Annotated in this window: 12 protein-coding genes and 1 pseudogene; 5 read left to right on the top strand and 8 right to left on the bottom strand. The window is 66.5% G+C overall.

What is annotated here, in order from left to right:
• Window positions 1-556: 556 nt before the first annotated feature.
• From istA to FGL98_RS23575, 3 genes and pseudogenes are all read left to right on the top strand, one after another.
• Window positions 557-2,098, top strand: a pseudogene (istA, locus tag FGL98_RS23585) (IS21 family transposase); the annotation flags it as partial.
• Between the two features lie 89 nt (window positions 2,099-2,187).
• Complete coding sequence (gene istB, locus FGL98_RS23580; RefSeq protein WP_146321116.1) at window positions 2,188-2,967, top strand: IS21-like element helper ATPase IstB; 780 nt, start codon at window positions 2,188-2,190, stop codon at window positions 2,965-2,967.
• Window positions 2,968-4,203: 1,236 nt separating this feature from the next.
• The gene (locus FGL98_RS23575) at window positions 4,204-5,427 is read left to right on the top strand and encodes a PucR family transcriptional regulator (protein WP_146321114.1); all 1,224 of its coding nucleotides are present in this window, start codon (window positions 4,204-4,206) and stop codon (window positions 5,425-5,427) included.
• A gap of 48 nt (window positions 5,428-5,475) precedes the next feature.
• On the opposite strand, the gene FGL98_RS23570 is transcribed toward FGL98_RS23575, so the two are convergent.
• Window positions 5,476-5,703 carry a hypothetical protein gene (locus FGL98_RS23570; RefSeq protein ID WP_146321112.1) on the bottom strand — a complete coding sequence of 76 codons (228 nt, stop codon included), beginning with the start codon at window positions 5,701-5,703 and terminating at the stop codon, window positions 5,476-5,478.
• Between the two features lie 451 nt (window positions 5,704-6,154).
• Between FGL98_RS23570 and FGL98_RS23565 the strand changes: the two genes are divergently transcribed.
• Together FGL98_RS23565 and FGL98_RS23560 are read left to right on the top strand one after the other, a co-directional pair.
• Window positions 6,155-6,412 (top strand): transposase, encoded by a 258-nt coding sequence (locus FGL98_RS23565; RefSeq protein WP_146321110.1) that lies wholly within the window; start codon window positions 6,155-6,157, stop codon window positions 6,410-6,412.
• A 60-nt stretch (window positions 6,413-6,472) separates the two neighbouring features.
• A complete protein-coding gene (locus FGL98_RS23560; RefSeq protein ID WP_146321108.1) occupies window positions 6,473-6,697 on the top strand; it encodes a hypothetical protein in 225 nt (74 codons plus the stop codon).
• Between the two features lie 17 nt (window positions 6,698-6,714).
• Here the strand turns inward: FGL98_RS23560 and FGL98_RS23555 are convergent, their stop codons facing one another.
• From FGL98_RS23555 to FGL98_RS23525, 7 genes are read right to left on the bottom strand one after another with little or no spacing between them, the layout of a single operon-like run.
• The gene (locus FGL98_RS23555; RefSeq protein WP_222432379.1) at window positions 6,715-7,089 is read right to left on the bottom strand and encodes a hypothetical protein; all 375 of its coding nucleotides are present in this window, start codon (window positions 7,087-7,089) and stop codon (window positions 6,715-6,717) included.
• Window positions 7,086-7,502 (bottom strand): hypothetical protein, encoded by a 417-nt coding sequence (locus tag FGL98_RS23550; RefSeq protein ID WP_146321106.1) that lies wholly within the window; start codon window positions 7,500-7,502, stop codon window positions 7,086-7,088. Before FGL98_RS23550 ends, FGL98_RS23555 begins: the two co-directional genes overlap by 4 nt.
• A complete protein-coding gene (locus FGL98_RS23545; protein ID WP_146321104.1) occupies window positions 7,499-9,703 on the bottom strand; it encodes an integrase in 2,205 nt (734 codons plus the stop codon). The genes FGL98_RS23550 and FGL98_RS23545 overlap by 4 nt, the downstream gene beginning before the upstream one ends.
• Window positions 9,700-10,317 carry a hypothetical protein gene (locus FGL98_RS23540; RefSeq protein ID WP_146321102.1) on the bottom strand — a complete coding sequence of 206 codons (618 nt, stop codon included), beginning with the start codon at window positions 10,315-10,317 and terminating at the stop codon, window positions 9,700-9,702. Before FGL98_RS23540 ends, FGL98_RS23545 begins: the two co-directional genes overlap by 4 nt.
• Window positions 10,314-11,483, bottom strand: coding sequence for a hypothetical protein (locus FGL98_RS23535; protein ID WP_146321100.1), 1,170 nt, complete (start codon window positions 11,481-11,483; stop codon window positions 10,314-10,316). The genes FGL98_RS23540 and FGL98_RS23535 overlap by 4 nt, the downstream gene beginning before the upstream one ends.
• Window positions 11,480-12,982 carry a site-specific integrase gene (locus FGL98_RS23530; RefSeq protein ID WP_146321098.1) on the bottom strand — a complete coding sequence of 501 codons (1,503 nt, stop codon included), beginning with the start codon at window positions 12,980-12,982 and terminating at the stop codon, window positions 11,480-11,482. The genes FGL98_RS23535 and FGL98_RS23530 overlap by 4 nt, the downstream gene beginning before the upstream one ends.
• Before the next feature lie 18 nt (window positions 12,983-13,000).
• Window positions 13,001-13,231, bottom strand: coding sequence for a hypothetical protein (locus FGL98_RS23525; protein WP_222432380.1), 231 nt, complete (start codon window positions 13,229-13,231; stop codon window positions 13,001-13,003).
• Between the last annotated feature and the right edge of the window lie 530 nt (window positions 13,232-13,761).

Genomic DNA, 13,761 nt, shown 5'->3' with positions numbered 1-13,761 from the left:
ATATGGAACGCAACCTCAAGACCATCCTTCTGTCTGATGCCATCACTCCCAACCCGGCGGTACTCCCACCGTGGCCTGCTGGGCACCCTCCAGCTCAACCGCAAGCCGCAGAATAAGCGAATCCGTGCATCAGGAGCGCTGGCTCTCGGGCACCGATCGGCTCATATGACCGGCACACCGCGGTTGGGGCCGCGGCTACGTGGCAATCCTGATCGTGCTGCGACTGGGTCTGCGAGCCTGTGAAGTCGCCTGCACCTGTAGGACCCTGGGCCGGCCGGGCCGACCAGATCACGGTGCACGGCAAAGTTGGGCAAGTCGACCCGCTGCCGCTGTCGAACGAGCTCCGTGAGGTGGTCGCCACCGCAGCATGCCTGACCATGCACGGACTGTCTGTCCCTGGCCATGGAAAAGTCCCCACTGATGGCCGGGTGAGGTCCCCGCTGATGGCCAAGTAAAAGTCCCCACCCTCTGCTCGTCGTGTCGCACGTGAGCTGAGCTCCCGAGCGGTGACGGTGGCGGTGTCAAGCCAGTCACTGCCACCGCTCAGGAGCCTCTATTGAAGAACATGAGGGAAGAGATGGACATCATCGCCGCCTACCAGTTGGTGGGTACGTATCGTGGCGCCGCGGAAATCTGCGGCACCACGCACAAGACGGTCAAGCGCGTGGTCGAACGCGTCGAGGCCGGCGGGGAACGGCCGGTGCGGGCGCCTCGCCCGTCGAATTACGAGGCCGTGCGGGACCTGGTCGCTGCGGCGGTCGCGGCTGGGCATGGCCGGGCCAGCGCGAAGCGGTTGCTGCCCAGGGCGCGGGCCGCGGGCTACACGGGATCGGACCGCAACTTCCGGCGCCTTGTCGCCGAGGAGAAGCAGCGGTACCGGCGGGAGAATGGTCGGGGTCGGCGTCCGGCGGTGTGGTCTCCGGGTGAGCACCTGGTGATCGACTGGGGCGTGATCGCCGGGGTGCACATCTTCTGCGCTGTGCTGGCGTGGTCACGGGTCCGGTTCGTGCGGTTCGCCGCCGATGAGAAGCAGGAGACCACGCTGGGCATGCTCGCGGAGTGCTTCGAGGTCCTCGGCGGGGTGCCGAAGGTCGTGCTCGCCGACCGGATGGGCTGCCTGAAGGGCGGAGTGGTCGCCAACCGGGTCGTCCCGACGAGCGAGTATGTCCGGTTCGCAACGCATTACAGGTTCCGGCCCGATTTCTGTCAGGGGCACGACCCGGAGTCCAAGGGCATCGTGGAGAACCTGGTCGGGTACGGCAAGGACGATCTGCTGAGACCGCTGTTGATCGAGCTTGCCCTCGCCGGCAGCGATGACTGTACCGATGAAGATAGCCAAACACGTGCTGCGGCACGGGTGTTGGATGACCTGCCGGCCGCGAACGAGCGTGCGGTGGCGTGGTGTGCACAGGTCAACGCGGCCACGCACTCACAGATCTGCGCGGTCCCGGACCAGCGGCTGGTCACCGAGCGGGAGGTGCTGACACCGTTGCCGTCGCTGCGCCCGAGTATCGGCCCGGCGCCGGTGACCCGAAAAGTGGACAAGCTGTCCACGATCCGGCTGGGGTCGGCCCGCTACTCGGTACCGACTCGGCTGCGCGGGTCCCAGGTAGCCGTGGTCGCCGATGGGCCACGGGTGATCATCCTGGATGCGGGCACGGGTGAGGTGTACGCGCAGCATCCGCTGACCGCGCCCGGCGAGGCCTCGATCCTGGACGAGCACTACGGCGGCCCGCGGGCGACGACACCGGCGCGGGCGATCCGCCCGAAAACCGTTGCAGAGAAAGACTTCTGCGCACTCGGCCGGGTCGCCGAAGAGTTCATCGCCGGGGCTGCGGCGGCCGGGCACACCCGGCTCGGGCCGGAGCTGGCCGAACTGAACACCCTCAGGGCGGCGCACGGCGACCAGGCGATGATCGCGGCATTGGAGCGCGCGGTCGCGTTCCGCCGGTGGAAGGCCACCGACGTGCGTTCCATCCTGGCCGCCGGAGTGGGCACTCCAACGCCACGGCAGGCCGGTGACGCGCTGGTGATCGAGCTGCCGGTCGCCGCACCCCGGTCACTAGCCGAGTACGCGCCCATCGCCCGCCGCGGGACTAATGCCGCTCCTGTCGTGAATCATACGTACAACACAACGGATTCACCTGTTCAAGGAGATCTGTTCGACACCGGCCAGGAGGTGTCCTCATGACCGCCGCGACACCACCGGTCCTGCCCGCTGACCTGACCGCGGGGCTCCGCCGGCTCAAGCTCGCCGCGATGCGCCAGCTCGCCCCCGAGCTGCTGCGCACCGCCAAGACCCAACGGTGGGCGCCCGAGGAGGTCCTGCGCGCGCTCGTCGAGGCCGAGATCACCGCACGGGATGCGAGCAACCAACGCGCCCGCCTCAAGGCCGCCGGGTTCCCCGTCCTGAAAACGCTTGAGGAGTTCGACCTGACCGCATCCTCGATCCCGGCCCCAACGTTCGCCTACCTGTCCTCACTGGAGTGGATCGCCGCCCGCGAGAACCTCGCACTGATCGGCCCGGCCGGCACCGGCAAGTCCCACACGCTGATCGCGCTCGGACACGCCGCCGTCCTGGCCGGACACAAGGTGCGGTACCTGACCGCCGCCGACCTCGTCGAGACCCTCTACCGCGGACTGGCCGACAACACCGTCGGCAAGACCATCGAGACGCTCCTACGCAACGATCTCCTGCTCGTTGACGAGGTCGGCTTCGCCCCGCTGGACGACACCGGTGCCCAACTTCTGTTCCGGTTCGTCGCCGCCGCCTACGAACGCCGCGCGCTCGGCATCGCCTCGCACTGGTCCTTCGAGGACTGGGGCCGGTTCCTACCCGAACACACCACCGCCGTCAGCATGCTCGACCGACTCCTGCACCACGCCACCACCGTGGTCACCTCGGGCCAGTCCTACCGCATGCAGCACGCCAAAACCCGCCAAGGAGGTGACACGCAAATCAGCTGAACAACCCGCGGAGGATGGGGACATTCACCTGGCCGCCAGCGGGGACCTGAGCTTGGCCGTTGACACTGTCGTGAGGTGTTTCTGAGGCGTAAAGCACCACGAGCCAGCCTCGAACGCGCCGGCCAGGCGCTGTGCGAGTCACTTCTACGATCATCATGGATCTGTTCGTGCGGTTGGCACTTGGCGGTGCCTGCCTCGCTGAAGCAGCGACGATTCGCGCGAAGCGCGGCCTCTGCGGGTCCGGTGGCTCCGGAGGCGACGATCTTGCGAACCATTGCGATCCTGACCAAGGACGCGGACCAGGTGTTGGCTCAGGACGAGGCAACCCCGCAAGGCTGCACGAACGAGCGGGGCCCCGGCCGGTGTCCACACCACCGAATCATGCTGCCACCGCGCGTGATCCGTTGATCGTGAACCCGCACGCCACTCGGGCACTCAGTCACTCGGACAAGGAGCACCCGCGCCGACGTTCACGCGCGGGTTTGGCTTCCTCCCGTTGAGATCGTTCGCCAGCCACGTCGCCGACGACGCCGGGGAGCCCACGGCGATCCAGCTGCACCGGCAAGGCCGGTCCCACCAAAGTCACCGATCACATCGCCGTCACCGGCTAGGCGCTGGCCGCGTCGCCGGAGATCAACCTGACCCGGCCGGGGCGCAAGGCCGGATGAATCCCGCTGTACATCAAGGGCACCCCGTTCGCTGCCCTGTCATCACCGGTCGCCAACGCATGGCACGTTGGCCTGGCCGCCAAACGGCCCAACGACCAGAGCAACACCACCTCGGTAGGGAAGAACGACGCCCACCCTGGGCGACATCGCCGCCGTCTGTCACACCCCCACGCCAAAATCATCGCCAGCCAGAGGGCGAAGCTGATCACCTCACACGCCCGTCACGTGCAAGATCCGGGTTAACGCAGGACTAGCCGTGCACGGAAGCGCCGGTCAATGGTCGCCGCAGACGTCCCAACCCAGTGCGTCGCTGTCTCGGCACGTGGAATAAAATGCCCCGTCGTTGCCCCATAACTCATGCAACATCACGCTCGTGGACGTTCCTGTCCGCCCGATTGTCTCGCTCAACCGCCTGGGCCACTGCTTTTGCTCTAGCTCAACGTCAGTCCCATCATCTTGGTCCACCGACCCCGGGACTTCGGGTGCAGACGCGCCATTGCACGCGCACCTTCTGATGAGTCGACGCGCGCACTTGCCCCTCCTGGGCCGGTCGCTTACCCTTTGAGCCGTGGAGGTTGACCGGGAAGTCTTGACGATAGTGGCTGCCGTGCGAGCGGGACTTCCTGAGTTGGCAGACTTCGTGCAGGTCCGGCTCCATGAGGAGGTCCCCGAGTTCTACGTCGTTGACGATCCAGCGCTGCCCGGCGCGGAGGCGGAGGCTATCCGTTCCTCTCTAGAGGCCATCCTGCAGGGGTTGTCAGCCCGGATTGACGTTGAGGACGCCGTTCCGGGGGCGATGCTGAGGCAGGCCCGGCTCGCGGCACAGGCCAACGTCAGTTTGCACGCACTGCTCCGTAAGTTGCGGATCGCTCAAGCCCACATGTCGGACGCCTTTTTAGACGCCGCACATCGGGTCGTTGCCGACGACGAGCTTCGTGGTGCGGCCCTGCGCAGGATCAGCCAGTACCACTTCGCGTGGAACGACCACGTTGGCGCCGCGCTCGTGTCCGAGTACGAGGCTGAGCACCGCCTCTTCTTCGTGCAGCGCCCGGATCGTAAGAGGCGCGCGATGGTCAATGCGGTGCTGGCCGGGTCACCACCCGACGAGCAAATTCTTGGGTACCCGATGAGCGGACGTCATCTGGCCGTTATTACATGGGGGGAAAGGCCGGAGACGGCCATCAAGAACATTGCATCGACGCTCGGCGCGAAGTACCTCTCCATATCGGGTACCGATGATGCGTACTACGGTTGGCTGCGCCGCGCTACACGCTCGTCCAAGGCCGACGATGACCTCGCGTCGGTAACGCTCCCGCCCAATACCTACGTCGCGTGCGGACAGTATGCCAACGACGTCGTAGGGTTCCGGACCAGCCATGTCCAGGCCGGCCTGGCGTATCGGGTGGCCAAACTGGGTCGTCGGACCGTGTCGTGGTATCGCGACGTCTCACTCGAGGCATTGGTTCTGCGTGACCTGCCGGCTGCCCATGAATTCGTTCGCGTTGAGATTGGCGCTCTGCTGGACGGCTCCGCGCGGTCACGGACCTTACTGGAGACGATCAAAACGTACTACGCGCTAGGGCAGAATGCTGCCGCGACCGGCGCCCGGCTTAACGTGAACGAGCGGACTGTTGCCTACCGTCTTCGGTCGGTCGAGGTCGCACTCGGCAGCACAGTGTGGGAGCGACGAGACGAGATCGCAGTGGCGATCCGGATCGCCGAGTTGCTGGAGCAGACGGCGGCAACCAAACCCAGGACATCCCAGGCGGACTTCGGGCTTGCGATGAACTGATATCGCTTGTCTGACGTTCCGCACATCTCGCGTGCAATATCTGGTCAATTACGGGTACTGCGTGTAGGCGGTCTGGGGCAGGCCGAGGAGTTCGAGGACTTGCTGTTGCTGGGCGGTGAGTTCGGGCTCGAAGGTCTGGACGAGGGTGCCGTCGTCGCGGTGCAGCTGGTGGCGTGCGACGGTGGCGAAGATCTCCAGGATCCGTTCGGTGCTGGGGGCGGTGCAGTTGCGGAACTCGGGGTAGAGCGCGATGTTGTTCAGCGCGGCGCGCGCCATGCCGGTGCGGACCTCGCGCTCGATCAGGGCGGCGACGAGCAGCGCGAGGAACTGGCAGCAGAACAGTGCCTCGAGCCGTGCGGGGTTGTGTAGTAGTACGGGGGCGGCGTCTTGGACGGACTTGAGCAGGTGGTGACGGCGTTCGAGGTTGGGCTGGTAGCGGTAGGCGGCCAGGACCTGCGCGTCGGTCAGGTCGCGGTCGTTGGTGATCAGCGGGTTATGCCGCGCGCGGCATAACCCGCTTCATGCCGCGGATCGTGTTATGCCGCACTCGTCCGTGGTGCCGTGGCGGACGGGGGTCTCCGGCCCGCTGAGTGCGGCATAACTACAGGCTGTCAAGGAACGCGCGAGGCTCTTCTCTTGGAAGCATTCCATGAGAGGAGATACCGATTGACTCGTCGTTGGTTTGATTGAGGGAAAGCCAGATTTCCTGGAAGGAACCCGATCGATCATGGCGAATGTGAAGTACCCGCAAGAACTACGGGAGCGCGCGACGAGGCTGGCTGTGGAGGCCCGCCGCGACCCGGAGACTCGCACCGGAGCGATCGCGAGGATCTCGACCCAGCTCGGCGTGCACAAGGAAGCACTGCGCAACTGGGTCCGTCAAGCCGAGACGGCTGGCCTGCCCGTCGAACGGGAGGACACCGAGGAGCGGATCCGGTCACTGGAGAAGCAGAACCGAGAACTACGCCGTAGCAACGGTCTCTGAACTGGCCGGTGGGTTCAGGGCGCGGGACGAAAGCTTGGGATTCCCAGGTCGACTCGGGTCGTGGTGTTTGTTCGTCGGTCGATCTTGGGCGAGTTTGTCATCGGCCCCGGTCAGGCTGATCTTGAGCCCTTCGATCTCGCCGAGCCAGCCTTCGTGTTCGGCTTCGCTGATGCGGGCGAGCAGGTTGTCTCGGATCTTGGCGATGCGGGGGCGTTGGGTGGGGTCGGGCCACAGCATTGGGCAGCGGAGACAGGCTTATCTGAACTTTTCCAATCCACACCATGATTCACGAGAATGGCGGGTCATTCCGGTGCTGTGCGGCCGGCGAGGTCGGTGAAGGTGGGCATGCCGAGCGGGATGGTGGTGTCTCGTCGGGTCAGGGTGTCCTGGATCTGGGCGAGCTTGTCCTCGGTGCCGGCGAGGCTGACCTTGAGTCCTTCGACCTCGCCGAGCCAGCCTTTGTGTTCGGCCTCGGCGATGCGTGCGTGCAGGTTGTCGCGGATCTCCTCCAGGCGCGGTCGTTGCGCAGGGTCTACTCGCAGGAGCGCGCACCTGACGCAGGCGTGCTCGTGGATTTCCCCGGAATGTTGGCGTGTTGCGGGTGGTGGCGTTGCGCAGTCGGCCAGGTCAAGGCGGTACGAGGTGCCGCCTTGGGGGTTGGGTGCGCGGTCAGTCATTCGGATGACGTCCGGTTCGGGCCCGTGACAGCGAGGTGTGCTGTGCTCGACCGGCTGGTGTTCCGTCGGAGAGTGTCGTTCTCGATCGTGAGGGCGTGCAGTGCGCGGACGAAGACCTCGTTGGCGGTGCGGTAGTTGTCGCGCTCTTCCCGGAGGTCGTCGATGCGCGCCTTTAGCTGCGCGATTTCGTTGTGCAGCTTGACTTCTCGGATCGTTATTCCGTCGCGCACGCGGCATTCGGCGTAGAACCGGTCTTTGAGGTCGGTGTGCTTGTGTGTCAGCTTGTTTCGCTTGAGCCCTGCCTCTTGGGCCAGGCTGATGATGTCGAGGTTGCCGGACGACCGCATAGGGGTCCCGGCGAGGAGGCGTTCCATGGCGGCGGTGATCGCGTCGCGTTCTTCCTGGTCACTCACGGTTCTGCTGGCTCCTCGATGGTGGTGGTGGCTCCTCGATGGTGGTGGTGGCTCCTCGATGGTGGTGGTGGCTCCTCGATGGTGGTGGTGGCGGCGGTGGTCTTGGTGCGTTCGTGCCGGTCGAGGACTCGTTGCAGGGCCGCGATGCGTTGCTTGAGGCGCTCCTTCAGCGGGATCGGAGTGAGTGGGCCGGAAACCTGTTCGGCCAGCTCGGAGATCTCGCGTCGGAGCTGGTCGATGTGGGTGTCGGTGCGGGCGATGTTGGCGCAGGCGGGATCACAGCGGTCGATGGCCGGCGGCAGCGCCCGGTTGTTTCGCCGGGTCCGCTCGGGGTGGCAGAGGGCTTTGGCGGGGTCGTGGTTGCAGGTCAGGAAGGCGTTCGGGTTGTCGTAGACGTGCAGCCCGGGCTCTTCGAGCAGGGCTTCGGCCTGCCGGGGAGTGAGGAATTTGCCCTCGAACCGGCTGCGGGCGGTGCGCGCTGCCTGGATCATGCGTTCGGCGGCCAGGCCGGACACGCCCTGTCCGTTGTGTAGGTCCTCGGCGACGGTGTCGAGGTAGTCTGCCATGGCTCGGGCGGTTTCGATGTCGAGCACTCGCCGTAGGCCCTGACGGGCCCGGCCGGAGTAGCCCTCGCCGACAACGGATGTTCGTAGGTGCCCGTATTGCAGCGCGAGTGCGATGCGACCGCCGGGAAGGCGGCGAAGAGCCCGTTTGACGACGATGCCGCCGTCGGGGTCGTTGGGGATGCGTTCATCGCCCGGGCCGTTGTTGTCGACGTAGTCGTTTACCCAGGCGATGAACGATGCGATGCGGGCGTTGGCGCCGAGTGTCGTCAGCGCGTCGCCGGTGCGCTGTCTGCGGCCGGGGGCACGGGTGGTCCACGACGGATTCGTGGGAAACAGCAATGGCCCCTCGACGATGCGTTCGAGCACCCGGACGGCGTCGGCGACCGGGGGGACCACGGTCCAGGGGACTTCACGAGTGACGCCGCCGCGGGCGGGCGTGCCGTCGGGGTGGCGGGCGCCTTTGAAGAACCGTCCGTGGAGCTGGTAGCGGATGCTGCCGGTGCCGTCGTCGATTGGGTCGGGGCAGCAGCCGACCTGGAGCTCGAGGGCCTCGCCCGGGCGGACGCCGCTGAGGTAGAGGATCACGATCATCGCGGCGGTCGCCAGGCGGGTCATCAGGATCGGCGCTTCGTGAAAGTTGATGTGCGACTTCCACTGCCGTCCGTGGATCACCCCGTTCAACGGTGATGCCAGCGGCGCTTCGAGGCCAACGGGGACCATGTCCTGGCGGTATTTGGCGGCCACGTATGTGGCGTGGCGTTCACTGGTCTCGAACGTTGCGGCGAGGTATTGGGCGGCGATCCCGCGTCGTCCGCGGGCGGTCCCGCCGGGCAGTTCACCGTGCTCAGCGATCCAGGTGTCCAGGAACGCGGGCAGCGCGGCGGTGGCGTCGGGATTGGGGTGTTCCCGGACTCGGGTGAGCAGTCGCTGGTGTTCGCGCCAGGCGGCGATGATGTCGTCGGCGAGATCGAGGAAACGCAGGGACCAGATCAGCAGCGGTGACATCACCGCCGGGTGGATGGCCGCAGTGGTGTTCTCGTTCGGTGTCGTGTCGGTGGCGAGGTAGTGTTTGACGCCTTCGTTCTCCCAGGGCGGCATAGGGATTCGGTCCGCGGCCGGCAGCAGTGGTGCGAATCCCCACAGCAGGGTGACCGCGTTGAGATCGTCCTGCGCGACGGCGCTGGAGCAGCCGCGCCGACCGACATGGACGGCATAGTCGGCGAGCAGGTCCTCATCGACCTCGTCAAGCCTGGTGAGAGCGTGATCGGCAAGCCAGCCGGCGAAACGCCGCCATCCCAGGAACACCTGCGCCATGGTGCCCGGTGCCGGCCATTCGACGCGGGCGGTAGCCGCTCGATCCAGCAGCACGGCGGGGGTGGGCAGGTTGACCAGGGCCCATCCTGCTCGGCGGAACGATTCGCGCCACGTTTCGGGAAACGCGGCCCAGTTCACCGTCTTGCTGGCCTCGCTGCGCCGACGGCTGAGCACGGTGTAGTTCCAACGCTGATCGCCGAATCGCGATACCTGCTCCGGATCGGTGCCCTCGGGGAGCCGGGCGGCGGTGGCGAACGGGTCATCGCGCCCGACGTGCCAGGTCTGGTCGGCTTGGCCGACGGCGGCGAGCGACGTTCTCACGTGTCGAGCCCTCGATGCAGGAGGCTGTCGATCAGCCTCCGGTCGATGTCGCTGATCGTGCGCAGTGAGGCGGCCTGCTCGGCGGTCGTGGTGTGCTCGGCGAGCAGCAGGTGCAGGCGTTGGAAGTGTTCGCGCCAGTCCTGGTCCCAGACCGACTGATCAACGGTCCCCCGTAGCTCGTTCAACCCGCGGTGCAGATACACCAGGCGCGGTAGGTGCCGCCGGGTGACGACGGCGTTCTCGCAGCGCAGGCACCACAGGAACGAGGCCGTGCACGGCTGGCCCGGCTCGTCGGCGAACGGACTGTGGAAGAAGCCCGTGCAGGCCGCAGTAGCGGTGTCCATGTCGCCACGCCGAATAGCTCTGGCCAGCTCGGGGTCGTCGGACAGCTCGATCAGTTCGGTAGCGTCCTCGCCGAGCACGGTGCGCATCTTCACAACGGCCTGTGCGTGATCGAGCGCGTCGGCCAGTCCCCGGGCGATCGTGTGCTGGGCCTCGGCCCGGGCAGCGGGATCACGCAACACGTAGATCGAGTCGTGGGTTTCCTCGGTGTTCTGCGCAGGCTGTTTGCGGACGAGCACCTGCACGGTGCGGCGGACCCGACGCAAGCTCACCCGCGACGGTGTCCCCTCCGGGGTGAGCAGTCCGGCGTCGCGAGACCATCGAGCGACGACGCTGGGGCCGGGAGTACCGAGACAGAACGGGTCATCAGGAGTGCCGGTGCGCCGGCTGACCAGCAGCCGGTCGGTCGGGCGCCCGAACAGTTCGAGGCTCTGACGCGCGAGCTCGGTCGCTTCGACCGTCCGGGACTGTCGGGGCCAGTGTCGAGGAGGTTGTTGCTGGTGTAGCGCAGCCTGACCGGTCGGCGCCGCTTGTGGATCTCCACCAGATGGACGTCGAACTCGTCATCACCGAGGGCAGGGTCATGGCCGGGGACGCACATTCGGTCCAGCACGCTGCGGTTCCATCCCTCGCTGGCCACCAGCAGCACCGCCAGCGCGAACGCCTCGGGACCGGTCAAGAACAACCTGGCCCAGGTCTTGTCGCCGCCGCGGCCACCGAGCACCCGGGCCTGCCGGTGCACCACGTGCGAACCACTTCCGTAGCGGGCGACGTCCCCGGTGCGCAGAATCGTATCCAACGCCTCACCGATCACCCAGTCGGTGCCGTCCGAAGCGAATTCACCGGCATACCAGCGACGCAGGTGCTGGCGGTTGCCGCGGATCCGGACCAACGCGGTGTTAAAGGTCGCCGCCGCCTTGGACCGGATCTGCTCGAACCAGTCGTAGCCGTAGGCGATCTCCGTCGGGTGCGGGCCCTGCGCGATCCGACGGTCGATCGCGGTCACCGTCTGCGCCGGAAGACCCTCAACCAGCGGCAGAACCGTCCGCAGCAGAGCCAGCCGATTACGCGCAGTGTGGTTGTGTGGTAACGACAACCGCCACGCACCCCACATCGCCGGGCTGATCTCGGCCGCCGTGGAGGGCGCGTCACCGCGGGCCGCCAGGTGCTCCAGGAACGCGCGCAGGGCCCAATACCCGTTCCGGCAGGTCTCTCCCGAGCGCCAGGCGGCCGCAGGACCGGACTTGCGATCCAGCGCCGCGGCGAACGCACGTCGCAGCTCGATGCTGCCGGGCTGTGTGGTGAAGTCGAAACTGCCTTCCACGCCGCCGCTTTCGCCGAACACCGTCACGATCAGCCCGGTCGGATCCAGTGACGCGGGCCGGGTGTAGCCCGCCCCGGGCAATGCGGCCCGGCGCTGATGACGGCGTGAGGTCACTGCTCGTCCTCGCCAAGGTCCATGACCCGCCGATTCGACGCGGCGACCCGGGCCAGCACAATGTCCAAGTCCTCGCCGCCCTCGAGCATCGTGGCCAGGCGAATCCCGTTCAACGGTTCGAGATATGTCTCCCGCGTCGTCTGCTCACTCCGATGCCCTAACAGGTCCTTGACCAGCGCGAACGCGTCACCATAGACCTTGCGCAGATCGTCACGTTCCTCACGGCACAACCCGAATCGCTGATCCAGCGCCCGATGCAGCGCCACCAGCATCTTCAACGCGAACGAGTGCCGACAGACATGCGGGGTCGCCACGATCGGCTTGCCCAACCGGGCGCATCGCTGGTTCGCCGACCGGAACACCGCCTCCCACGAGCGGTAGTCCATCGGCACTCCGCCCTCGGTCAACCACAGCGCCAGCGGCTCCAGTCCCGAGGCGCCCTCGATGAACAGCAACCGCCGTCCCCGCTCACCGATCAGCCGGACCGCCTCCTCACCGCGACGGCCCAGCCGATCCTCCCACCCGACGCGGCAGTCCCTGCCCCGCGAGATCCGGGTGACGACCCGCACGCCCGGCAGCCGATCGTACCGGCCCCGCCGTTGAGCCCGTCGAATCGCGGCCCGCCTGGTCGTTGCCATATAGGTGCTCACGCCCGCCAGCGCCGCCGCCGAGACGTAGAACATGCGCTCCCGTCGTTTGGCGATCGCAGCCGCCACGGTCCCCTCGTAGTAGACCTGGCCCTCCAGCGCGTGCGGCACCTCCAGCGTCAGCAGGCAACCACCCTCCCGCAGCCGAAGCCCGCTGTCGAACAGCAGGTCCGCGAAGGCCGAGTTCCGCCCGTCGTTGCGGCCCCGCCACCCCTGCTGCGGCAGGCCCGCCGCGGTGTAGCCACGCAGCCCGACATCCCGCCACAGCCGATAGGTGCGAGGCGTCAGCCACTTCACGTTCGATGCCCGCACATCCTTCGGCCGGTTGTTCGCGACCTCCACCACCATGCCGTCATGACGGCGCACCGTGTGCGTCAGCACCGGAGAGCGATCGATATGCCCGACCGCCACGGCCCAGCCATACAGCAGCTTGAACGCCGCCAGCTCCCTCGCCCACTTGCTCCCGCCGATCGGGCGCGGGTTATCCACAGACCGGCGCCGCCACGACTCGTAGTCGTCAATGTCCTTGTAATCAGCCGCATCCCAATATGTTTCACGTTCGTGGAGGAAGCTGAAGAACAGCCGATAGTCCTTGGCGTAGGCGTGCTTGGTCTCCTCGGCAAGGAACGCGAACCGCGACCGACGCAGGAAATGCGCCGGCCGCGGATCGATCCGACCGACCGGATCGATCAGGATCGGGATGCCCGGCTCGATGCTCAACGCCCGCTCGCGCGCGTCGATCCCGGCCCACTGATCCAACAGCGGCAAGAACCCATGCGGGACCGCCACGTCGCGTGCGGTCCAGTACAGCAGCCACTCGTCACCGAGCACATCACAGGCACAAGATCTCATGCGGTGTATCGCAGCACACTACCGAACAACACGCCTGAACCTTCCGGGGAAGTGAACACAGGGCGTCGCGTAGGCGCGGGCGCATGTGCCAATGGATACCTTCCGCTTCTCGAAGTGCGCGAGGAAGCCGTCCCATTCCTCGTCGGTGGGAGTGCGGTATTCCTCGCCGGGCCGGGCGAACCGGCGCCGCGCGATGAAGGCGCGGTGCGCCTCGATCGCCTCGGCCGGGTAGATCGCCTTGGTAGCCAAGGCTGGTTTGGATGTTCGCGTGCCCACAGATGATCTGCGCGATGTGCGGGGGCAGGCCACTCATGATGGCGTCGGTGACGAAGATTCTTCGGAAGTCGTGGGGAGAGAACGTGATCGGTGTACAACGGTGCCGGGGTATTTCGTGACGCGGTCCGCTCCACCGCGCGGAAGGTCGTCTACGCCCATGGGGTGAACCTGGTCGTACCACGGGCCTACGTGTCAGCGAACTGACGGCGCTGACCCGCGAAGATCTGCACCTGAGCGCACCGGCCCGGTCGGTGCAGACCGTTGCGATGAACGAGTTCAGGCCCTGCACACCGGAGTACCCGAACCCCGCACCCTGCTTGGTGTGCCCGTGCACCTCGATGATCGAGTCGTCGATGTCCACGATCGCCCGCTCGTCCAGCCCCTGATCTCCTGACATAGGTCGGCCGAGTTCTTCAGATTTCCCTGTCATTCCGGTGTTTTGGGGTGTGTTGAGTTACCTCTTCACAGCCCAACCCTGAGATAATACGTGTAGTGAATATCCC

Source organism: Leekyejoonella antrihumi (genome assembly GCF_007845645.1).
Taxonomy (GTDB): Bacteria; Actinomycetota; Actinomycetes; order Actinomycetales; family Dermatophilaceae; genus Leekyejoonella; species Leekyejoonella antrihumi.
This window is presented reverse-complemented; position numbering and strand designations above follow the sequence as displayed.